We start from the raw sequence: 20,609 nt of genomic DNA, 5'->3' as shown, positions 1-20,609 counted from the left end.
GCCGGCCCATGCACCTTGCGTTGGCGTTGTCGCTGCTGTCGCTGGCGGTCTGGCTGGTGCTGATCTTTGCCCGCGCCAGCTTCTGGCGCGTGCGCAAGCCGGCTGCCGCACCGGATCCCGCGGCCTGGCCGGAGGTGGTCGCGGTCATCCCCGCCCGCAACGAGGCCGAGGTGATCGGCCGCGCCGTGGCCGGCGTGCTGGGCCAGCGCTACCGGGGCCGGCTGGCGCTGGTGGTGGTGGACGACCACAGCCAGGACGGCACCGCCGATATCGCCCGCGCCGCCGGCGCGGCCACCGCGCGCGCGCGTGGGCTGACCGTGATCGGCGCACGCGAGCTGCCGGCCGGCTGGAGCGGCAAGGTCTGGGCGCAGTCCGAAGGGCTGGCCGCTGCCGACCGCATCGCCGCGCAGGCCCGTTACGTCTGGCTGACCGATGCCGATATCTGGCATGGCCCCGGCGTGCTGGCCGCGCTGGTGGCGCGCGCCGAGCACGAACGGCGCGACCTGGTCTCGCTGATGGTGCGGCTGCGCTGCGAATCCGCCTGGGAACGGCTGATCGTGCCGGCCTTTGTCTTCTTCTTCGCCAAGCTCTACCCCTTCGCCCGCGTGCGCGATGGCCGCAGCCGCGTGGCCGCCGCGGCCGGCGGCTGCATGCTGGCCAGCCGCGCGGCGCTGGCGCGCATTGGCGGCTTTGCCGCCATCCGCGGCGAGCTGATCGACGACTGCAGCCTGGCCGCGCACATCAAGCCCGGCGGCGCGATCCGCCTGGACCTGGCCGACGACAGCGTGTCGTTGCGGCCCTACAACGACTGGCGCAGCCTGTGGGACATGATCGCGCGCAGCGCTTATACGCAATTGCGCTACTCGCCGCTGCTGCTGGCGGGCGCGGTGTCGGGGATGGTGATTACCTATCTGCTGCCGCCGGTGCTGGCGCTGGCCGGAGGCTGGCGGCTGTGGCCGGCATGGCTGGCGTGGGGCGCGATGGTGCTGGCCTACCTGCCGATGCTGCGCGAATACCGGCAGCCGGCGTGGCTGGCGCCGCTGTTGCCGGTCACGGCGCTGTTCTACCTGGGGGCAACCATCGACTCGGCACGGCGCTACTGGCTGCGGCGCGGCGGGCAGTGGAAGGGCCGGGCACAGGCGCCGGTGCGGTCCTGAGCGCGCGCTGCCGCCCTCAGCCGAGATACCCCTGCGCCCGGAACCACTCCAGCGCGTCCCGCAAACCCTCCTGGTATGGCCGCGGCTGATAGCCCAGCACCTGGCGCGCCTTGTCTGATGTAAAGAACATCCGGTACCGGGACATATTGAGTCCATCCACAGTGATGAACGGCTCCTTGCCGGTAAAGCGCGCCGCCGCTTCCGCCCCGTACGCCAGCGGGTACAGCGGCCAGCGCGGCAGCTGCACCGTCGGCGGGCGCCGGCCGCACAGCTGCGCGATGTCGCGCAGCATCTGCTGCAGCATCACGTCCTGGCCGCCCAGGATGTAGCGCTCGCCGGACTGGCCGCGTTCCAGCGCCAGGAAATGCCCTTCGGCCACGTCGTCCACATGCGCCAGGTTCAGGCCGGTATCGACAAAGGCGGGGATCTTGCCCGTGGCCGCCTCGACGATGATGCGCCCGGTCGGCGTGGGCCGCACGTCGCGCGGGCCGATCGGGGTGGACGGGTTGACGATGACCGCCGGCAGGCCGCGCTCGGCCACCAGCTTTTCCACCACGCGCTCGGCCAGCACCTTGCTGCGCTTATAGGCGCCGATGGCCTCGTGCGGGCGCAGCGCCGCGGTCTCGTCCACCGGCGCCCGCGCGCCGGCCACGCGCAGCGTCGCCACGCTGCTGGTATAGACCACCCGCTCGACGCCGGCCTGCTGCGCGGCCTCCATCACGGCCAGGGTGCCGTCGACGTTGGTGCGCACGATGTCCTCGGGGTCCGGCGCCCACAGCCGGTAGTCGGCGGCCACATGGAACAGGTAGCGCACGCCCTGCAGCGCGGCGGCCACGGCCCCGGGGTCGCGCATGTCGCCTTCCGCCACGGTCACCGGCAGCCCGGCCAGGTTGGTGCGCGGGCTTTGCGGGCGCACCAGCACGCGCACCCGGAAGCCGCGTGCCAGCGCCCTGCGCGCCACCGCCGAGCCGAGAAAGCCCGAGGCGCCTGTCACCAGCACGTCATCGTTTATCGTCATAAACCCGTTTTCCCGTGAGGCGGAGGCGCTTTGGCCAGCCTCGCGCTGGCCAAAGCGCCGCCAGACAAAGCCGGCGTGTCGGGTATATAGTAACCACCGTGCGACGGAAATGTGATCTGCGGTGGATCTCCGGTGGATGCCGGTGCATTTCCTGTCCCGCCATCCCAAACACTGAAACCCGTTGCAAAGGGTCGGGGGGCTTACTCTATGCAGGTGATTCTTGCTCAGCCCCGGGGCTTCTGCGCTGGCGTGGTGCGCGCGATCGAGATCGTCGACCGCGCCCTCGTCAAGCATGGCGCCCCGGTGTTCGTGCGGCATGAGATCGTGCACAACAAGCACGTCGTAGAGGGACTGAAGGACAAGGGGGCGCGCTTCGTCGAAGAACTGGACGAAGTCCCGACCGGCGCCGTGACGATCTTCAGCGCGCACGGGGTCTCGCGCGAGGTCATCGCCGATGCCAGCCAGCGCCAGCTGCATGCCATCGACGCCACCTGCCCGCTGGTGATCAAGGTCCATACCCAGGGCCGCCAGTACGCGGCCAGCGGCCGCACCGTGATCCTGATCGGCCATGCCGGCCACCCGGAGGTGGAAGGCACCATGGGCCAGATCCCGGGCAAGGTGATCCTGGTGCAGAACGAGGCCGAGGTCGCGCAGCTGGACCTGCCCGCCGACACCCCGGTCGCCTACGTCACGCAGACCACGCTGAGCGTGGACGACACCCGCAATATCATCGCCGCGCTCGGGCGCCGCTTCAGCAACCTGGTCGGTCCCGATACGCGCGACATCTGCTACGCCACGCAGAACCGCCAGAGCGCGGTGCGCGACCTGTGCAAGCTGGCCGACGTGATCCTGGTGATCGGCGCGACCAACAGCTCCAACTCCAACCGCCTGCGCGAGATCGGCACTGAAAGCGGCGTGCCCAGCTACCTGATCGCCGAAGGCGCCGAGCTGGACCCTGCCTGGGTGCGCGACGCCAACGTGGTGGGCATCACCGCCGGCGCCTCCGCCCCCGAGGAAATGGTCGAGGACGTGATCAACGCGCTGCGCCGGCTGGGCCCGGTGGATGTCACCACCATGGCCGGGCGCGAGGAACATGCCGAGTTCCGGCTGCCGCCCGAACTGGCCGACGTTAAGCCGCAATCGGCCCCGCGCAAGGCCGGCAAGGAACCCGCCGCAGTCGCGGCCGCACCGGCCACCGCCAACGAGAATATCGCCGGCTGAACCCAACCAGAGGAAGCTGCCTTGGCTATTCCGCTACTGCAGGTCGCCCGCGTGGGCGCCTACATCGTCGGCAAGCATCTGTCGCGACAGAAACGCTATCCGCTTGCCCTGATGCTGGAACCGCTGTTCCGCTGCAACCTGGCGTGCTCAGGCTGCGGCAAGATCGATTATCCGGATCCCATCCTGAACCAGCGCCTGTCGGTGCAGGAATGCCTGGAGGCGGTGGATGAATGCGGTGCCCCGGTGGTTTCCATCGCCGGCGGCGAGCCGCTGCTGCACAAGGACATGCCGCAGATCGTGCAAGGCATCATCGCGCGGCGCAAGTTCGTCTACCTGTGCACCAATGCGCTGCTGATGGAAAAGAAGCTGGACCAGTACCAGCCCAGCCCGTATTTCATCTGGTCGGTGCACCTGGACGGCGACCGTGAGATGCATGACCGCTCGGTGTGCCAGGAAGGCGTGTACGACCGCTGCGTCGAGGCGATCCGGCTGGCCAAGCAACGGGGCTTCCGCGTCAATATCAACTGCACGCTGTTCAACGATGCCCAGCCCGAGCGCGTGGCGAAGTTCTTCGACTCGGTCAAGGCGCTGGGCGTGGACGGCATCACCGTGTCGCCGGGCTATGCCTATGAGCGCGCGCCGGACCAGCAGCACTTCCTGAACCGCGGCAAGACCCGACAGCTGTTCCGCGACATCCTCAGCCGCGGCCGCGCCGGCAAGAACTGGGCCTTCAGCCAGTCGACGCTGTTCCTGGACTTCCTGGCCGGCAACCAGACCTACCACTGCACCCCGTGGGGCAACCCGGCACGCACCGTCTTCGGCTGGCAGCGTCCGTGCTACCTGGTGGGCGAGGGTTATGCCGCCACCTTCCGCGAGCTGATGGAAGAGACCGACTGGGACGCCTACGGCACCGGCAACTACGAGAAGTGCGCCGACTGCATGGTGCACAGCGGCTATGAGGCCACCGCCGTGGCCGACACCTTTGCCCATCCGCTCAAGGCGCTGGACGTGAGCCTGCGCGGCGTGCGCACCAGCGGGCCGATGGCGCCCGATATTGCGCTGGACCGGCAGCGGCCGGCGGAATACGTGTTCTCGCGCCACGTCGAGATCAAGCTCGAGGAAATCCAGCGCGCGAAGCCGCGCGCCAACCGGCCGCGGCCGGCCGAGGCCAACGCCGCGGCCACGCACTGACCGCACTGCCGATGGCCGCGGAACTTGCCGCCACCCTCCCAGGCGCTGCGCTGACCTGCGTGTCGGCTGGCTATGCGCTGGCCGCGGCCTGGCTGTCGCACCGCGCGCCGGCGGCAAGCGGCGGCACCGCAACGACGCCGGTCAGCGTGCTCAAGCCGCTGTGCGGCGCCGAGCCCCGGCTGTATGAGAACCTGGCCACGCTGTGCCGGCAGCGGCATCCGTCGTTCCAGCTGCTATTCGGCGTGCGTGCCGCGGACGATCCCGCCATCGCCGTGGTCGAACGGCTGCGCCGCGACTTCCCGACGTGCGACATCGCGCTGGTGGTCGACCCGCAAGTGCACGGCACCAACCTGAAAGTCAGCAACCTGGTCAACCTGTTCGCACAAGCGAAGCACGATGTGCTGGTGATCGCCGACAGCGATATCGCCGTGCCGCCCGACTACCTGGCGCGCGTGACCGCGCCGCTGGCCGACACCGGCGTGGGCGTGGTCACCTGCCTCTACCGCGGCAATCCGACTGGCGGGCCGTGGTCGCGCATCGGCGCGCAGTTCATCAACGACTGGTTCGCGCCGTCGGTGCGCATCGCCCACGCGGGCGGCTCGCAACGCTTTGCCTTTGGCGCGACGATTGCGCTGCGGCGGGATGCGCTGGAAGCCATCGGTGGCTTCGCAGCCGTGTCCGAGCGGCTGGCCGACGACTACTGGCTGGGCGAGCTGACGCGGCAGCAAGGCTTGCGCACGGTGCTGTCGGAGGTGGTGGTCACGACCGATGTCACCGAGGACCGTTTCACCGACCTGTGGCGGCATGAGCTGCGCTGGCTGCGCACGATCCGATCGCTGAATCCGCCGGGCTTTGCCTTTACCTTCATCACCTTCACCTGGCCGATGCTGGCGCTGGGTGTGCTGCTGGCGCCGCAGCCGCTGGTGATTGCGGTGGCGGCCGCCGGCGCGCTGGCGCGCAGTTTGCTGGCAGGCAGCGTCGCCGCCGCACTGCGCGCACCGTTGCGCGATGCGCTGCTGCTGGCCGGCTGGGCATTTGCGCTGGCAGGCAAGCGCGTGCAGTGGCGCGAGCAGGTGCTGTCGGTGCGCGATGCCCTGCACACCAGTCCTGCGCTGACCCCGAACCAACCTTCATCCACCGGCATCCATCCCCAGAGGCCGCAATGAAAAAAACCCTGTTCCTCCAGGCCCCTTCCTTCGACGGCTTCGACGGCGGCGCGGGCTCGCGCTACCAGGCCAAGCGCGAGATCAAGTCGTTCTGGTACCCGACCTGGCTGGCGCAGCCCGCCGCGCTGGTGCCGGGCAGCCGCGTGCTCGACGCGCCGGCCGACGGCCTGACCGTGCAGCAGACGCTGGATATCGCCGCTGACTATGAACTGGTCATCATCCACACCAGCACGCCCTCGTTCCCCACCGACGCCAAGTTCGCCGAGGAACTGAAGCAGCGCGAGCCGGACGTGATGATCGGCATGGTCGGCGCCAAGCCCGCGGTCGATCCGGGCGGCACGCTGGGTGCCAGCGAGGCCATCGACTTCGTCTGCCGCGAGGAGTTCGACTACACCTGCCAGGATGTGGCCGCGGGCAAGCCGCTCCAGGACATCCTGGGCCTCTCCTATCGCTTGCCGGACGGCTCGCTCGAACACAACGGGCAGCGCCCGATGATCGAGAACATGGACGAGCTGCCCTTCGTGGCGCCGGTCTACCAGCGCGACCTGAAGATCGACAACTACTTCATCGGCTACCTGAAGCACCCCTATGTGTCGATCTACACCGGTCGCGGCTGCCGTTCGCGCTGCACCTTCTGCCTGTGGCCGCAGACCGTGGGCGGGCACCGCTACCGCACGCGCTCGGCCGAAAGCGTGATTGCCGAGGTCAAATGGATCAAGGAGAACATGCCCGAGGTCAAGGAGATCATGTTCGACGACGACACCTTCACCGACTTCAAGCCGCGCGTGGAAGAGATCGCGCGCGGGCTGGGCCAGCTGGGGGTGACGTGGTCCTGCAATGCCAAGGCCAACGTGCCGTACAGCACGCTCAAGATCATGAAGGAGAACGGCCTGCGCCTGCTGCTGGTGGGCTATGAGTCCGGCGACGACCAGATCCTGCTGAACATCAAGAAGGGCCTGCGCACGGACATCGCGCGCCGCTTCACCGAGGACTGCCGCAAGCTGGGCATCCAGATCCACGGCACCTTTATCCTGGGCCTGCCGGGCGAGACGCGCGAGACCATCGAGAAAACCATCGAGTACGCCAAGGAAATCAACCCGCACACCATCCAGGTGTCGCTGGCCGCGCCCTATCCCGGCACCACGCTGTACCGGCAGGCGGTGGAGAACGGCTGGCTCGAGGAGAACAAGGTCATCAACCTGGTCAACGACCAGGGCGTGCAGCTGGCCGCGATCAGCTATCCGCACCTGTCCAGGGAAGACATCTACCACGGCGTCGAGACCTTCTATAAGCGCTTCTACTTCCGCCCCGGCAAGATCTGGGAAATCGTGCGCGAGATGCTGGGCAGCTGGGACATGATGAAGCGGCGCCTGCGCGAAGGCGTGGAGTTCTTCCGCTTCCTGCGCTCGCACGAGGCCTGATCCTGGCCCACGCGCTTTCCTGTGCCTCGCTACGCGCGCTGATCGTCACCGCCGACGACTTCGGCCTGCATCCCGCCGTCAATGAGGCGGTGGAGCTGGCCCACCGCGACGGCGTGCTCAACGCCGCCAGCCTGATGGTGGGCGCGCCCGCCGTGGCGGATGCGGTCGAGCGCGCGCGCCGGCTGCCGTCGTTGCGCGTGGGGCTGCACGTGGTGCTGGCCGACGGCCCGGCCACGCTGCCGCGCGCGCAGATCCCCGACCTGGTCGACGCCGAAGCCCGCTTCGGCTCGGCCATGGCCCTGGACGGCTGCCGCTTCTTCTTCCTGCCGCGCGTGCGCCGCCAGCTGGCGGCGGAGATCCGCGCGCAGTTCGAAGCCTTTGCCGCCACCGGCCTGCCGCTTGACCACGTCAACACGCACAAGCATTTCCACCTGCACCCCACGGTGCTGTCACTGATCCTGTCGATCGGGCGCGACTACGGCCTGCGCGCGATGCGCCTGCCGCGCGAGCAGGGCGCGCCGTTGCCGCTGCGCCCCTGGCTGGCGCTGCTGCGCCGGCGCCTGGACCGCGCCGGCATCGCGCACAATGACTACGTGGTCGGCATCGCGCGCAGCGGGCAGATGGACGAGGCAGCCCTGCTGCAGGCGCTGGCGCAGTTGCCCGCGGGCGTGGGCGAGATCTACCTGCATCCGGCCGTGGTCTCTGGCGAGGCCATTACCGCATCGATGCGCGGCTACCGCCACGCCGACGAACTGGCCGCGCTGCTGTCGCCGCGCGTGCGCGCCGCGCTGGAGCGCGCGGCCAACCGGCGCGGCGGCTTTGCCGACGTGCTGGTGCCCTGATTTTTCAAGATGAAACGCATTGCTTACCTGACCGGGCTGATCGGCCTGCTGGCGCTCACCGCACTGGTGATCCATCAGGGCGCCGGCGATATCGCCGCAATCGTGGCGCAGGGCGGCTGGCTGCTGCTGTTGCTGGTGCCCCTGCACGCACTGCCGCTGCTGCTCGACGCGCAAGCCTGGCGCGTCCTGCTGACCTCGGCCGACCCCGAGGAGAAGGCGGGGCTCGGTTTCCTGTGGTGGGTCGCCACGGTGCGCGAAGCGGTCAACCGCCTGCTGCCGACGGTGGGGGTCGGCGGCGAACTGGTCGGCATCCGCCTGACGCGGCTGCGCATCCGCGACACCACCGCGGTGACTGCCAGCATCGTGGTCGAAGTGATGGTGACGCTGTTCTCGCAGTACCTGTTCTCGGCCATGGGGGTGCTGCTGCTGGTGGCCGCGCTGCAGGACAGCGGCGGGGCCTGGGTCATCCTGGCCGGGCTGCTGCTGTCATTGCCGGTGCCGGTGCTGTTCGCGCTGTCGCTGCGGCACACCGCGATCTTCGAGAAACTGGAAGGCGCGGCGCGCAAGCTGTTTGGCGAAGATCACCGCGTCGTCGCCTTGATCGACGGTGCGCGGCTCGATGCCCATATCCGCACGCTCAACCGGCGCCGGCGCGAGCTGCTGGCGGCACTGGGCTGGCAACTGGCAGGGCTGGTCAGCGGCACGCTGGAGATCTGGCTGGCGCTGATGCTGCTGGGCCATCCGGTGCCGGTCTGGCAGGCGCTGGCAATCGAATCACTGACCCAGGCCGCGCGCCACGTGGCCTTCTTCGTGCCCGCCGGGCTGGGCGTGCAGGAAGCGGTGGTGATGCTGCTGGGGCAGGTGCTGGGGATGGATGCGCAGGTCTCGCTGGCGCTGGCGCTGGTCAAGCGCGCGCGCGAGATCCTGTTCGGCGTGCCCGCGCTGCTGTCATGGCAATGGGTGGAGTTGCGCCACTGGCGGCGCAACCGCGACACCGGCCACGCCGCGCCCTGATGGCGTGCGGCGCTCAGGTGTCGGATGCCTGGCGCGCGTTGTGGGTGGTCAGGTACTTCACCAGCCCGTCGACCCCGCTGCGCGCGACGATGTCCGCAAACTGCTTGCGGTACACCTCGATCAGCCACGCCCCCATCATGTTGATGTCGTAGATCTTCCAGCCGTTGGCTGTGCGCTGCAGCCGGTAATCGATCTGCATCTCGTCGGCATTGTTGATCACGCGCGTCTGCACCACCACATCGGTGGCGCCGCTGCCGGACTTGACCGGCTGGTAGCGGAACTTGACGTTCTGCTCGCGCAGCTGCGCCAGCGACACCGCATAGCTGCGCACCAGCAGCATCTGGAACTGCTCATGGAGCTGTTGCTGCTGTTCCGGCGTGGCGGTGCGCCAGGCACCGCCAACCGCCAGCCGCGTGGTGCGCTGGAAATCCGTGTAGGGCAGGAACTGCTTCTGGACCACCGCGGTAATCTTGGCGAGGTCGCCGGCGCGGGTGTCGGGATGGGACTGGATGGTGCCGATCACGCCCTCCACCGCGGCCTGCACCAGCCGCTCGGGGCTGGCGCGCAGGTCGCCGGGCTGGACTGCCTGGGCGTGCGCTACGGAAACCATGGCCACCGCCGCAAGCGGCGCCAGGTGAAGCAAACCGTGAATCGTCATGGATATGAGAGCCAGGAAGGACGGTGAAGCGGCGCCGGCGCTGCAGCGCCGGTGCCAGGCTGACAGTTTATAGCGGATCGGCCTGAATCGCGGATGCCCGGGCCGCGCATGCCGCATGCGCCACGCTGCCAGCCGATATACTCGCGGTTCGTGCTCCTTCCGGATCCGCCCATGCTGACTTCGCTGCTGACACGCATTGTCCGGCTTGCCACCGCCTGGCCGTGGCGCGTCATCATCCTGGCGGCATTGCTGACCGCCGTCAGCGGCGTCTACGTGGCCCGCAACTTTGCGATCAACACCGACATCGGCCGCCTGCTGGAATCCGACGCCCCCTGGGCGGTGCGCGATGCCGCCATCGGCGACGCCTTTCCCCAGCGCAACCAGTTGATCCTGGCGGTGGTGCAGGCGCCCGCGACCGAGCTGGCCGACGCCGCCGCCGAGGCGCTGGCCGAGGCGCTGCGCCGCCAGCCGGCACGCTTCACCGCGGTCAGCCAGCCCGGCGGCGGCCCGTTCTTCGCGCGCAACGGATTGCTGTTCGCCAGCACCGATGAAGTGCGCCAGCTCACGCAGCAGCTGGTGCAGGCACGCCCGCTGGTCAACGCGCTCGCACATGACCCGACCCTGCGCGGCCTGTCCGATCTCCTCACCACCACGCTGACGCTGCCGCTGCAGATGGGGCAGGTAAAGCTGGGCGACATGGCCAGGCTGCTGGGTAGCAGTGCACGGACACTGGACCAGGTGCTGGCCGGCAAGCCCGCCGCGCTGTCCTGGGCAGGGCTGCTCGACGACAGCCTCAAGCCCGGGCCCGACGGCCAGGTCTACAGCTATATCGCGCTCAGCCCGGTGCTGGACTACAGCGACCTGCAGGCCGGGGCCGCCGCCTCGCGCGCGGTCCGGCAGGCGGCGGCCGAGCTGCAGCTGGCGCAGCGCTACCAGGCCACGGTGCGGCTGACCGGCCCGCAGGCGCTGGCCGACGATGAATTCGCCTCGGTCAGCGACGGCGCCGTGCTCAACGGCGTGCTGACGGTGCTGGTGGTGGTGCTGATCCTGTGGCTGGCCTTGCGCTCGGCGCGGCTGATCGTTGCGGTGCTGGCCAGCCTGTTTGCCGGGCTGCTGATCACCGCCGCGCTGGGGCTGGCCATGGTTGGCGCGCTGAACATGATCTCGGTGGCGTTCGCGGTGCTGTTCGTCGGGCTGGGGGTGGACTTCGGCATCCAGTTCGGCGTGCGCTACCGCGCCGAGCGCCACGACCGCGACCATATCGTCGAAGCGCTGGGGCTGGCCGCGCGCGCGGTGGGCGCGCCGCTGGCGCTGGCCGCCGCGGCCACGGCGGCGGCGTTCTTCTGCTTCCTGCCCACCGACTACCGCGGCGTGGCCGAGCTGGGGCTGATCGCGGGCGTGGGCATGATGGTGGCATTTGCCACCACCTTCACGCTGCTGCCGGCGCTGATCTGCGTGCTCAAGCCCGGCGGCGAACCCGAGGCGCCGGGCTTCGCGTGGCTGGCGCCCGCGGACCGGTTCTTCGACCGCTATCGCAAGCCGGTGCTGCTGGTCACCCTGCTCGCGATCCTGGCAGGTGCGCCGCTGCTGCCGCACCTGCGCTTTGACTTCGACCCGCTGCACCTGAAGGACCCCAGGTCCGAATCGATGGCCACGCTGCTGGCGCTCAAGGACGCGCCGCAGGCCGGCACCGACGATGTCAGCGTGCTGGCGCCTTCGCTGCCGGCCGCGCGCGATCTGGCCGGCAAGCTGGCGGCGCTGCCCGAGGTGGCGCGCGCGGTCACGCTGCAGACTTTCATCCCCGCAGACCAGCCGACCAAGCTGCAGGCCATCGGCCAGGCCTCGGCCGCGCTGATGCCGGCGCTGACGCAGCCCGCCGCCACGCCCGCCACCGACAGCGCGCGCGTCAATGCGCTGCGCAATGCCGCGCGGCAGCTGGCCATCGCCGCCGACGAACATCCCGGTCCGGGCGCGGCCGACGCCGCGCACCTGTCCGCCACGCTGAAGCAGCTGGCAGCCGCCGACGCCGCCACGCGCGACCGCGCCGAGCGCGCCATCGCCGTGCCGCTGCAGCTGGCGCTGGCACGGCTGCAGCTGGCACTGGGCCCGCAGCCCGTCAGCGAGCAGACGCTGCCGCCCGAACTGGTGCGCGACTGGATCACGCCGGACGGGCGCGCGCTGGTCAACGTCAGCCCGAAGCTGCCGCCGCCCGCCAGCGCACAGCGCGAGGCCGCGCTGGACCGCTTCATCACCGCGGTGCAGCGCGTGGAGCCGACCGCCACCGGTGGGCCGATTGCGATCCGCGGCTCGGCCGACACCATCATGGCCGCCTTTGCGCAGGCCGGCATCTGGGCGGTGGTGTCGATCACCATCCTGCTATGGATCACGCTGCGTCGATTCGGCGATGTGTTGCGCACGCTGATACCGCTGCTGGTTTCGGCCATCGTCACGCTGGAGTTGTGCGTGCTGTTCGGCATTGCGCTGAACTTTGCCAATGTGATCGCGCTGCCGCTGCTGCTGGGCGTGGGCGTCGCGTTCAAGATCTACTACGTGATTGCCTGGCGGCACGGCAAGACCCAGCTGCTGCAGTCCAGCCTGACGCACGCCGTGCTGTACAGCGCGGCCACCACCGCCACCGCTTTCGGCAGCCTGTGGCTGTCGCAGCATCCCGGCACCGCCAGCATGGGCAAGCTGCTGGCGCTGGCGCTGGCGTGCACGCTGGTCGGCGCGGTGTTCTTCCAGCCGATCCTGATGGGCCGCCCGCGCGAAGGCGCCCATCACAAACATGACAAGGCCGCCCGGTCATAATCACAAACCCGATGCGGCCGACCCCAATCCCCTTCGTACGATGCCTTTACGCCAGCGCGCTACATCCGTTGCCACCACCGCCATTGCCGCCGCCCTGCTCGCCGGCTGCGCCACCGGACCGCAAGCCAGCCCCGACGATCCGCTCGAGCCGATGAACCGCGCGGTCTTCACCGTCAACGACAAGCTCGACCAGTACGTGGCCGTGCCGGTGGCCAAGGGCTACAAGGCGGTCACGCCGGAGCCGGTGCGCACCGCGGTCACCAATTTCTATTCGAATATCGCGGACATCGGCAACTTTGCCAACAACCTGCTGCAGGGCAAGGGCGTTGAGGCAGCGGAGAGCTTCATGCGGGTCGCGATCAATTCCGTGCTGGGGATCGGCGGACTGATCGACATCGCCACGCCCGCCGGGCTGCAGAAGCATTCGCAGGATTTCGGCCTGACGCTGGGCACGTGGGGCGTGCCGTCGGGACCCTACCTGGTGCTGCCGCTGTTCGGCCCCAGCTCATTCCGCGACGGCGTGGGCCTGTATGTGAATTTCCAGTTCGACCCGACCACCTATGCCGAGCCGGCGGTGCGCAATTCGCTGTTCGGGATGAACGTGGTTGACGTGCGCACCAACCTGCTGGGCGCCACCGACCTGCTGAAGCTGGCGGCGCTGGACAAGTACGCCTTTGTGCGCGATGCCTACCTGCAGCGGCGCCGCTACCTGCTGGGAGAGAACACGTCGCTGCCAGACTACGACGAAGACGACGACGGCGGCACGGCCGCAGCGCCCGCCGCGGAGGCGCCGGCGGGCACGCCTGCGCCCGCGCAGCCGCAGGCGCCGCGCTGACGCGGGGTCTTAGCCGCCGATCCCCAGCAGCACCACCTCGAAGGTAAGCGTGGCGTTCGGCGGGATCGTTCCCGGCACGCCGCGCGCGCCGTAGGCCGTGGCCGGCGGGCAGGTCAGCTTGGCCTTGCCGCCCACCTGCATCGCCTGCACCCCTTCGGTCCAGCACGGGATCACGCGGTTGAGCGGGAACGAGATCGGCTGGCCGCGCTTGTACGAGCTGTCAAACTCGGTGCCGTCGGCCAGCGTGCCGCGGTAGTGAACCTGCACCGAGTCGGTGGCCTTGGGCGAGGCACCGTTGCCCTTGATCAGGTGCTGGATGGTCATGCCCGACGCCAGCGTCTGCGGCGCCGCCGCGGGTGCGGCCGGGGCCGAGGCGGCCGGGGCGGCAGCGGAGGCAGCGGAGGCCAAGGTCAGGGTGCCGAGGAAAAGCGCAAGTGTTTTCATGGGAAACCTGGTCGTGAGGTCGTGATTGGGGATGCGGCAGTTTAACCGACACACGGCAACGATATGGCGGCAGCGGCATATAGCGCACAACGCACCCCGCCGTGCGCCTTGCGGCAGGCATGGTGCGGCGCACCCCGCCGCATCCGTTACACGGGGCGTTTTGCCGTCTACGATGGTTCGTGACAGCCCCGCTGCCGCGGGCGCACGGAGATTGCCATGGCACTCACGGATTCACGGGACCTTCCGGTCTCGACCCAGAACGCCCGCTCGGTCGAGCAGTATGAGACCGCCCTGCAACTGCTGAACGGCTACTACGGCGACCCGCTCGCCGCCATCGACACGGCACTGGCCGCCGACCCCGACTTCGCCATGGGCCACGCGCTGCGCGCGGCGCTGGCGGTCACCTCTGGCGATGGCACGGCCGAGCCCATGCTGCGCCAGAGCGTTGAAGCCGGCGAAGCCCTGCACGCCCGCGCCAACGACCGCGAGCGCCGCCACATCGCCGCGGCACGGGCCTGGCTGGACGGCGAGTTCGAGCGCTCGGTCCGTCTCTACGGCGATAACGTGATCGACTATCCACGCGACCTGCTGGCAATCCAGACCGCGCATCTCGGCGACTTCCTGCTGGGGCAGTCATCGATGCTGCGCGACCGCGTGGCGCAGGCGCTGCCGCACTGGGATGCCGGCATGCCGGGCTACGGCTACCTGCTCGGCATGCATGCCTTCGGCCTGGAAGAAACCCAGCTCTACGAGCGCGCCGAGGAAAGCGGCCGGCGCGCGCTGGAGCTCAATCCGCGCGACCCGTGGGCCGTGCACGCGGTGGCGCACGTGATGGAGATGCAGGGCCGGCTGGACGACGGCATCGCCTGGCTGGACGGGCGCCGCGACGACTGGTCCGACGACAATATGCTGGCCGTGCACAACTGGTGGCACCTGGCCTTGTTCCATCTGGAAGCGGGCAGGACCGACGAGGTGCTGGCGCTGTACGACCGCTATATCAAGCGCCCTGCGCCGGCGATCGCGCTGGACCTGGTGGATGCCTCCGCGCTGCTGTGGCGGCTGCACCTGCGCGGCGTGGACGTGGGCCGGCGCTGGCAGCCGGTGGCGGACGACTGGCTCGGCCGCGGCGCGGCCGGCTACTACGCCTTCAACGATGTCCATGCCGTGATGGCCAGCCTGGGCGCGCACCGGCCCGCTGCCGCCGACCAGGTCCGCGCCGCGCTGGAGCGCGCCGCCCTGGGCAACGGCACCAATGCCATGATGTCGCGCGATGTGGGGCTGCCGGTGGCCGATGCCCTGATCACGTTCGACCAGGGCGATTACAGCACCGCCATCGACCTGTTGATGCCGGTGCGCCTGATCGCCCACCGCTTCGGCGGCAGCCATGCGCAGCGCGACATCGTCAGCCTGACCCTGCTCGAGGCGGCGCTGCGCGGCCGCCGCAGCAACCTGGCGATCGCGCTCACGGCCGAACGCGCCGCGCTCAAGCCCATGAGTCCTAGCCTGCACCGGCTGGTGCAGCGCGCCGACTCGTGCCGCGCATAAGTCTCCCTGCCGCGGCCGGGATCGGCGCCTATACTGCACCTGTCCTGACCGGAGACCACCCATGCCCAGCTTCCGCGCCCTGTTCCGCCCCGCCCTCTTTGCCGCCAGCGCCGCGCTGGCGCTGGCCGCCGTGCCGGCCATTGCCCATCACGGCTGGTCCACCTACGACGAGACCAAGCCGCTGACGCTGACCGGCAAGATCGTCGAGAGCCACTACGAGAACCCCCACGCGCATATCCGCATCGATGCCGGCGGCAAGCGCTGGCTGGCCGTGCTGGCACCGGTGTCGCGGATGGAGGCGCGCGGCGCCACCGCCGACAAGGTGGCCGTGGGGCGCGAGGTCACGCTGGTCGGCTACGCCAGCAAGGAAAAGGCCGGCGAGCTGCGCGCCGAGCGCATCACCGTGGACGGCAAGACCGTCGAGTTGCGCTGAGCCGGCGCGCGCCGCATGTCGGTGCTGTTCGCGCAATGGACGGAATGGGCCGGCGCGCTGGCGCGGCTGCCGTTCCCGATGGCCCTGCGCAGTTCGGCCTGGGCCTATCCCGCAGTGGAGATCGTCCACCTGGCCGGCATGGCGCTGCTGTTCGGCTCCATCTTCGTGGTCGACATGCGCCTGGCCGGGCTCGGCCGGCGGCTGCCGGTGAGCCTGCTGTTGCGCCATGCGCTGCCCTTCACCGTCGGCGCCTTCATTGCGGTCGCGGCCAGCGGCGTGCTGCTGTTCCTGGCCCATGCCGATGAGCTGGCCGCCAATCCCGCGTTCCTGGCCAAGCTGTGCCTGATTGCACTGGCGCTGGCCAATGTGCTGTGGTTCCACTTCGGGCCCTATCGCAGCCTGCATGCCGGGCAACGGGGCTGGGACAGCGGCGTCGCGCCGCCGGCCGGCGCGCGCGTCAGCGCCATTGTCTCGATGGTGACGTGGTCGCTGGTGATCTGTGCCGGGCGCCTGATTGCCTATGTCTGATGGCCCCGGCCTCACGGCGGTGCCGGAGACAGCATCCCCAGCATGGCCACCAGGGCCATCACCAGCGCGGCGGCGCAGGCCTCCAGCAGCAGGCTGCGCCGCAACGCCAGCGTCGCCGCCCGATGCTCCCCGGCCTGCACCGCCAACGCCAGCCGCGGGCTCAGGCGGAAGCGGTTCGCGGCAGCCAGGCCAAGCATCGCCACGAACAGCGCGAGTTTTGCGACAAGCAGCCCGCCATAGGACATCGGCGCAAGATCCGGCAGCGCCGGGCCCACGATGAACCAGTAGTTGAGCGCGCCGGTCAGCAGCAGCGTGGCAACAATGATGGTGCCGATACGGGCAAACCCGTTCGAGGTGCGGCTCAGCAGCACCACCGCCGCCCGGTCCGATACCGGCCGCGCCAGCGACAGCAGCACGAACGCGGCCAACGCGCCGACCCAGGCGCCGGCGGCCAGCAGGTGGGCCACGTCGGCGCTCAGGTGGAGATAGCGCAAGGCGCCCTCATGCATCGCGCCGTGCCCCCCCCAGGCCAGCGTCGCCAGCGCAATCCCGCCGAACCCGGTCAGCGCGGTGAAGCGCGCGCCCGGCCGCCTGCGCCAGGACACGCAGGCCAGCACGAACAGCAGCAGGGCCGCCAGGCGCACCGACCACGCCAGCCCGAAATCCGTCCCTGTGACGATCATGGCGAAGACGTGGGCCTGCAACGCGGCGTAGTCGGACTCCCCTGTCATGGCCAGCGCCATCACCACAAGGGCAGCCAGCGAAAGCCCGATGCCGGCGATGGCGCAGCCCAGCGCAAGCGCCTGGCAACGCTTTGCGAAGCGTGAGGCCCGTTCCCCCCGATGCAGCGCATAGGTGCAGAACAGCGGCAGCCCGAACAGCAAGGCCAGGTCGACATAGAGCGCCAGGCGCAGCCCGGCGGCCATCCAGTCCGGCTGCTGCAATCACTTCACCGTGAAGGCAATCTTGCCGTTGACGGGATGGGTATCGGACGACACCGCCCGCCAGTCCACCCGATAGCTGCCAGGCGGCAGCGGCTGCGCCGGCGTGATCACCATGGCCTTGGGGTCGTCGCTGCCGGAGACTTTCACGGCCATCTTCATCGGCGCATGGTCGGCCATGCCCGGCATGCCGGTCATCACCAGGCTGGCGCCGGAAAACTGGGTGACCAGGTTCTCGGAGAACTGCAGTTCGATCTTCTGCGGCGCGGCCACCTCGGCCTTGTCCGCCGGCGTGGACGACACCAGCTTCGGGTGCGCGAAAGCGATGCTGCTGGCCAGCGCCGCGGTTGCGGCAAGCAGGATCTGGATCAGGGGGCGATTGGCATGCATGGTTGTCTCCGCTTGGGGATGATGAAGTTGTGGTGTCAGAACCAGACCCGGACACCGGCGACGAAACGCGTTTCGCCCGCCTTGCCGCCAGAGGTCCGGATCATGTCGGCGGTATTGCCGAAGGCCTGGTAGCGCTCCACGCCGATATACGGCGCGAACTGCCGGCTGAACTCATAGCGCAGCCGCAGCCCCACGGTGCCGTTGGACAAGCCGCTGCCGATGCCCGCCTCCGGGTCGTTCTTGCCATAGAGGTTGGCTTCGATGCGTGGTTGCAGGATCAGGCGCTGCGTCAGCAGCAATTCGTATTCGGCGGACAGCCGCAACGCGGTGCGGCCGCTGGTGCCGACATAGGCCGTGGCATCGACCTCGAACCAGTACGGCGCCAGCCCCTGCACGCCGAAGGCCAGCCAGTTGCGCGCCGGGCGCCCACTGCCGGCGTCGTTGCGCAGGCCCAGCTGGGTATCCCAGTAGCTGGCCACGGCGTGGCCCCACAGCAGCTCGGTGCGGGCCTCGTGCAGCTTGCCCTTCGACGCTTCGCCCTCGGCCTTGAGCACCAGCTTGTCGTAGCTGTTGCCGAACCACGCCTGCATCTCGTAGGCGGCGGCATTGCTGCCGCTGGCGTGGGCCCACTCCAGGCGGTCGACCAGCACCGAGGCGAACAGGTGCTCGTCGGCCATCACCAGCTGGCGTTTGTCGCCCAGCGCGTACTTGCCGACGCCCAGCTGGTAGCCGCCGGAATAGGCATGCGGATCGCGCGCGTCGGGCGGCGCGCTGCCGCCCTGCATCTTCATGTCGCCGTGGTCCATGGCAGGGGCGGCCATGCCCTGCATGTCCGGCATCGGCGCGCCGCCACCGTCCATGGTCTGGATCCCGTCCTGCTCCATGCCCTGCATCTGGCCATGGTCCATGCCCTGCATGGCGGCCGGGGCATCGTGCTGGTGCGCATGGCCGGCATGCGGGTCCTGCGCCTGGGCTGCGCCGATTGCGGTCAAGGCCAGCGCCGCGGCCAGTATCGTCTTCTTGTGCCTGTGCATGGAGATTGCGAATTCAGGTTGAGCCATCACGCCACCACCACTTCGCGGAACATGCCCGCATCCATATGCAGCATCAGGTGGCAATGCCAGGCCCAGCGTCCCAGCGCATCGGCGCTGACCAGGAAGCTGATGCGCTGCGCCGGCTGCACGGGGATGGTGTGGCGCCGCGCCTGGAAGCTGCCGTCCGGCGTTTCCAGCTCGCTCCACATGCCGTGCAGGTGCATGGGGTGGGTCATCATGGTGTCGTTGTGCAGGATCACGCGCAGCCGTTCGCCATGCTTGAAGTAGATCGGCGTCGACTTGCCGAACTCGACGCCGTCGAAGGACCAGGTGTAGCGCTCCATATTGCCGGTCAGGTGCAACTCGACCTCGCGCCCGGGGCCGCGCGCATCCATGGCGCCGCCGATGGTGTGCTGGTCGGCCAGGGTCAGCACGCGCCTGCCGTTGTTGCGCAGGCCGATGCCGGGATCGTCCAGGTTGGTGCGCGCCATGTCGACGCGCATGTCGGTGCCCGGACCGTATTCGGTGCGGGCGTGGCGGGCGGTCTTGCTGGGGACCTTGAGCGGGTCGGCGGCGGCCATGGCGTGCTGGCTGTGGTCCATGCCGGCGTGGTCCATGCCCTGCATCGGCATGGCGCCGTGCTGCATGCCGCCGTGTCCGGCATGCCCGCCATGGCCGCCATGCCCGCCGTGGCCCGTCATCGCGCCCATCATGTCGGTCATGGTCAGCCATTCGGCCTGGTCGAGTGCGGGCACCGGCGCCGCCAGCCCTTCCCTGACCGCCAGCGTGCCGCGCGCATAGCCGGTACGGTCCATCGATTGCGCGAACAGCGTGTAAGCGTCGTCGCGCGGTTCGACAATCGCATCGCAGGTCTCGCCGGGGCCGAAGCGGAATTCGTCGACCGTGACCGGTTCGATATCCTGGCCGTCGACCTGCACCACCCGCAGCTTCAGCCCGGGGATGCGCACGTCATAGAAGGTGTTGCCCGAGCCGTTGATAAAGCGCAGGCGCACGGTCTCGCCGCGCCGGAACAGCCCGGTCCAGTTGCCGGCCGGCGTGACGCCGTTGGCCAGGTGCGTGAGCGTGGCGCTGGACAGGTCCGCCAGGTCGGTCGGGCTCATCCGCATCTGGTTCCACATGCTGCGCTTGTCCAGCGCCTGCTTCAGCCCGTCGCGCGAGACGTCGCGGAAGAAGTCGACCACGGTCGGCTGGTTGTAGTTGTAGTAGTCGCCCTGGACCTTGAGCTTGGTCAGCACCCGCATCGGGTCTTCGTCGGTCCAGTCCGACAGCAGCACGGTGTGGTCGCGGTCGGCCCGCACGGTTTCCTGCCCGGAGGCAGGATCGATGACGATGCCGCCGTACACGCCGGTCATTTCCTGGAAGCCCGAATGCGAGTGGTACCAGTAGCTGCCGGTCTGCGCGACCTTGAAGCGGTAGGTGAAGGTCTGGCCGGGCGGGATGCCGGCAAAGCTGATGCCGGGCACGCCGTCCATCTCAAACGGCAGGATGATGCCGTGCCAGTGGATCGAGGTGGCCTCGCGCAGGCGGTTGGTCACGCGGATGGTGACCGTGTCGCCCTCGCGCCAGCGTAGCGTCGGGCCGGGCAGCATGCCGTTGATGGTGGTGGCAATGGCCGGCTTGCCGGTAAAGTTGACCAGCGACTCGCCGATCACCAGGTCGAACTCGGTGCCGCGCAGCACCGGCGCCGAGCCGGAGCCGGCCGGGGCAGCCTGCCCGGCGCGCTGGCCCGCATGCTGCGCCCACGCGCTGCCGCCGACGCCGGCAAGGCCGGCCACCACGCCGCCGGCAACCAGCCCTTGCACGAAGCGGCGGCGGGGTAAATCGGGCAGCACAAGGCCGGTACTGGGGTGGCGTCGCATGTCATCAGTCCTGGTAGAAAGCATGCCAAGCGTAGCGAAGGCCACCCTACGCACGTCTGACTGGAACATGACATTCCGGTAAT

Annotated in this window: 19 protein-coding genes; 12 read left to right on the top strand and 7 right to left on the bottom strand. The window is 69.4% G+C overall.

What is annotated here, in order from left to right:
• Positions 1–8: 8 nt before the first annotated feature.
• On the top strand, positions 9–1,157 hold the full coding sequence (locus AC3WLE_RS09195) for a glycosyltransferase (protein WP_492357095.1): 1,149 nt from the start codon (positions 9–11) through the stop codon (positions 1,155–1,157).
• A 16-nt stretch (positions 1,158–1,173) separates the two neighbouring features.
• Here AC3WLE_RS09195 and hpnA read toward each other — a convergent pair whose 3' ends face one another.
• A complete protein-coding gene (gene hpnA, locus AC3WLE_RS09190; RefSeq protein ID WP_492317202.1) occupies positions 1,174–2,175 on the bottom strand; it encodes a hopanoid-associated sugar epimerase in 1,002 nt (333 codons plus the stop codon).
• A gap of 207 nt (positions 2,176–2,382) precedes the next feature.
• On the opposite strand from hpnA, the gene ispH reads away from it, so the two are divergent.
• Genes ispH through AC3WLE_RS09160 form a run of 6 tightly spaced genes read left to right on the top strand, consistent with a single transcriptional unit; the run spans position 2,383 to position 9,030 of the window.
• Positions 2,383–3,396, top strand: a complete 1,014-nt coding sequence (gene ispH / locus AC3WLE_RS09185; RefSeq protein WP_010810967.1) for a 4-hydroxy-3-methylbut-2-enyl diphosphate reductase — start codon at positions 2,383–2,385, stop codon at positions 3,394–3,396.
• A 21-nt stretch (positions 3,397–3,417) separates the two neighbouring features.
• Positions 3,418–4,587: an adenosyl-hopene transferase HpnH gene (hpnH, locus tag AC3WLE_RS09180; RefSeq protein ID WP_492317201.1), complete on the top strand. Its 1,170-nt coding sequence runs from the start codon at positions 3,418–3,420 to the stop codon at positions 4,585–4,587.
• An 11-nt stretch (positions 4,588–4,598) separates the two neighbouring features.
• Positions 4,599–5,753 (top strand): bacteriohopanetetrol glucosamine biosynthesis glycosyltransferase HpnI, encoded by a 1,155-nt coding sequence (gene hpnI, locus AC3WLE_RS09175; protein WP_492317200.1) that lies wholly within the window; start codon positions 4,599–4,601, stop codon positions 5,751–5,753.
• Positions 5,750–7,174, top strand: coding sequence for a hopanoid biosynthesis associated radical SAM protein HpnJ (gene hpnJ / locus AC3WLE_RS09170; protein WP_492317199.1), 1,425 nt, complete (start codon positions 5,750–5,752; stop codon positions 7,172–7,174). The genes hpnI and hpnJ overlap by 4 nt, the downstream gene beginning before the upstream one ends.
• A gap of 38 nt (positions 7,175–7,212) precedes the next feature.
• Positions 7,213–8,016, top strand: coding sequence for a hopanoid biosynthesis-associated protein HpnK (hpnK, locus tag AC3WLE_RS09165; RefSeq protein WP_492317431.1), 804 nt, complete (start codon positions 7,213–7,215; stop codon positions 8,014–8,016).
• A gap of 9 nt (positions 8,017–8,025) precedes the next feature.
• A complete protein-coding gene (locus tag AC3WLE_RS09160) occupies positions 8,026–9,030 on the top strand; it encodes a lysylphosphatidylglycerol synthase domain-containing protein (protein ID WP_492357096.1) in 1,005 nt (334 codons plus the stop codon).
• 13 nt (positions 9,031–9,043) lie between these two features.
• Here the strand turns inward: AC3WLE_RS09160 and AC3WLE_RS09155 are convergent, their stop codons facing one another.
• Positions 9,044–9,688, bottom strand: coding sequence for an MlaC/ttg2D family ABC transporter substrate-binding protein (locus AC3WLE_RS09155; protein ID WP_492317197.1), 645 nt, complete (start codon positions 9,686–9,688; stop codon positions 9,044–9,046).
• A gap of 171 nt (positions 9,689–9,859) precedes the next feature.
• On the opposite strand from AC3WLE_RS09155, the gene hpnN reads away from it, so the two are divergent.
• Together hpnN and AC3WLE_RS09145 are read left to right on the top strand one after the other, a co-directional pair.
• Positions 9,860–12,496 carry a hopanoid transporter HpnN gene (gene hpnN, locus AC3WLE_RS09150; protein WP_492357097.1) on the top strand — a complete coding sequence of 879 codons (2,637 nt, stop codon included), beginning with the start codon at positions 9,860–9,862 and terminating at the stop codon, positions 12,494–12,496.
• Positions 12,497–12,536: 40 nt separating this feature from the next.
• On the top strand, positions 12,537–13,331 hold the full coding sequence (locus AC3WLE_RS09145; RefSeq protein WP_010810959.1) for an MlaA family lipoprotein: 795 nt from the start codon (positions 12,537–12,539) through the stop codon (positions 13,329–13,331).
• A gap of 9 nt (positions 13,332–13,340) precedes the next feature.
• Here the strand turns inward: AC3WLE_RS09145 and AC3WLE_RS09140 are convergent, their stop codons facing one another.
• A complete protein-coding gene (locus AC3WLE_RS09140; protein ID WP_492357098.1) occupies positions 13,341–13,775 on the bottom strand; it encodes an FKBP-type peptidyl-prolyl cis-trans isomerase in 435 nt (144 codons plus the stop codon).
• A 216-nt stretch (positions 13,776–13,991) separates the two neighbouring features.
• Here AC3WLE_RS09140 and AC3WLE_RS09135 point away from each other — a divergent pair, with 216 nt between their 5' ends.
• The 3 genes from AC3WLE_RS09135 to AC3WLE_RS09125 all read left to right on the top strand — a co-directional run bounded on the left by AC3WLE_RS09135 (position 13,992) and on the right by AC3WLE_RS09125 (position 16,281).
• Positions 13,992–15,320, top strand: coding sequence for a tetratricopeptide repeat protein (locus AC3WLE_RS09135; protein ID WP_492357099.1), 1,329 nt, complete (start codon positions 13,992–13,994; stop codon positions 15,318–15,320).
• Positions 15,321–15,381: 61 nt separating this feature from the next.
• Positions 15,382–15,753 carry a DUF6152 family protein gene (locus tag AC3WLE_RS09130; RefSeq protein ID WP_063832578.1) on the top strand — a complete coding sequence of 124 codons (372 nt, stop codon included), beginning with the start codon at positions 15,382–15,384 and terminating at the stop codon, positions 15,751–15,753.
• Positions 15,754–15,768: 15 nt separating this feature from the next.
• Entirely contained in the window at positions 15,769–16,281 is a 513-nt protein-coding gene (locus AC3WLE_RS09125) for a DUF6644 family protein (RefSeq protein WP_439669362.1), read from the top strand.
• A gap of 11 nt (positions 16,282–16,292) precedes the next feature.
• On the opposite strand, the gene copD is transcribed toward AC3WLE_RS09125, so the two are convergent.
• Genes copD through AC3WLE_RS09105 form a run of 4 tightly spaced genes read right to left on the bottom strand, consistent with a single transcriptional unit; the run spans position 16,293 to position 20,526 of the window.
• On the bottom strand, positions 16,293–17,225 hold the full coding sequence (gene copD / locus AC3WLE_RS09120; RefSeq protein ID WP_492357100.1) for a copper homeostasis membrane protein CopD: 933 nt from the start codon (positions 17,223–17,225) through the stop codon (positions 16,293–16,295).
• Positions 17,226–17,612 (bottom strand): copper homeostasis periplasmic binding protein CopC, encoded by a 387-nt coding sequence (copC, locus tag AC3WLE_RS09115; RefSeq protein WP_492357101.1) that lies wholly within the window; start codon positions 17,610–17,612, stop codon positions 17,226–17,228.
• Positions 17,613–17,647: 35 nt separating this feature from the next.
• Positions 17,648–18,646: a copper resistance protein B gene (locus AC3WLE_RS09110; protein WP_492357102.1), complete on the bottom strand. Its 999-nt coding sequence runs from the start codon at positions 18,644–18,646 to the stop codon at positions 17,648–17,650.
• A gap of 26 nt (positions 18,647–18,672) precedes the next feature.
• Positions 18,673–20,526 (bottom strand): copper resistance system multicopper oxidase, encoded by a 1,854-nt coding sequence (locus tag AC3WLE_RS09105; RefSeq protein ID WP_492317188.1) that lies wholly within the window; start codon positions 20,524–20,526, stop codon positions 18,673–18,675.
• Between the last annotated feature and the right edge of the window lie 83 nt (positions 20,527–20,609).

The sequence above is a fragment of the Cupriavidus sp. FW306-1B-F12B genome, assembly GCF_058781795.1.
Note: the sequence above shows the minus strand (reverse complement) of the source record. Positions and strands in the feature narration are given on the sequence as shown.

Excerpts from the sequence above, each read along its gene's own strand:
- AC3WLE_RS09125 (WP_439669362.1), top strand. The coding sequence starts at position 15,769 with ATGTCGGTGCTGTTCGCGCAATGGACGGAATGGGCCGGCGCGCTGGCG.
- AC3WLE_RS09145 (WP_010810959.1), top strand. The coding sequence starts at position 12,537 with ATGCCTTTACGCCAGCGCGCTACATCCGTTGCCACCACCGCCATTGCC.
- AC3WLE_RS09160 (WP_492357096.1), top strand. The coding sequence starts at position 8,026 with ATGAAACGCATTGCTTACCTGACCGGGCTGATCGGCCTGCTGGCGCTC.
- AC3WLE_RS09155 (WP_492317197.1), bottom strand. The coding sequence starts at position 9,688 with ATGACGATTCACGGTTTGCTTCACCTGGCGCCGCTTGCGGCGGTGGCC.
- AC3WLE_RS09130 (WP_063832578.1), top strand. The coding sequence starts at position 15,382 with ATGCCCAGCTTCCGCGCCCTGTTCCGCCCCGCCCTCTTTGCCGCCAGC.
- AC3WLE_RS09110 (WP_492357102.1), bottom strand. The coding sequence starts at position 18,646 with ATGCACAGGCACAAGAAGACGATACTGGCCGCGGCGCTGGCCTTGACC.
- hpnJ (WP_492317199.1), top strand. The coding sequence starts at position 5,750 with ATGAAAAAAACCCTGTTCCTCCAGGCCCCTTCCTTCGACGGCTTCGAC.
- AC3WLE_RS09140 (WP_492357098.1), bottom strand. The coding sequence starts at position 13,775 with ATGAAAACACTTGCGCTTTTCCTCGGCACCCTGACCTTGGCCTCCGCT.
- hpnA (WP_492317202.1), bottom strand. The coding sequence starts at position 2,175 with ATGACGATAAACGATGACGTGCTGGTGACAGGCGCCTCGGGCTTTCTC.
- copC (WP_492357101.1), bottom strand. The coding sequence starts at position 17,612 with ATGCATGCCAATCGCCCCCTGATCCAGATCCTGCTTGCCGCAACCGCG.
- hpnI (WP_492317200.1), top strand. The coding sequence starts at position 4,599 with ATGGCCGCGGAACTTGCCGCCACCCTCCCAGGCGCTGCGCTGACCTGC.
- hpnN (WP_492357097.1), top strand. The coding sequence starts at position 9,860 with ATGCTGACTTCGCTGCTGACACGCATTGTCCGGCTTGCCACCGCCTGG.
- AC3WLE_RS09105 (WP_492317188.1), bottom strand. The coding sequence starts at position 20,526 with ATGCGACGCCACCCCAGTACCGGCCTTGTGCTGCCCGATTTACCCCGC.
- AC3WLE_RS09135 (WP_492357099.1), top strand. The coding sequence starts at position 13,992 with ATGGCACTCACGGATTCACGGGACCTTCCGGTCTCGACCCAGAACGCC.
- ispH (WP_010810967.1), top strand. The coding sequence starts at position 2,383 with ATGCAGGTGATTCTTGCTCAGCCCCGGGGCTTCTGCGCTGGCGTGGTG.
- AC3WLE_RS09195 (WP_492357095.1), top strand. The coding sequence starts at position 9 with ATGCACCTTGCGTTGGCGTTGTCGCTGCTGTCGCTGGCGGTCTGGCTG.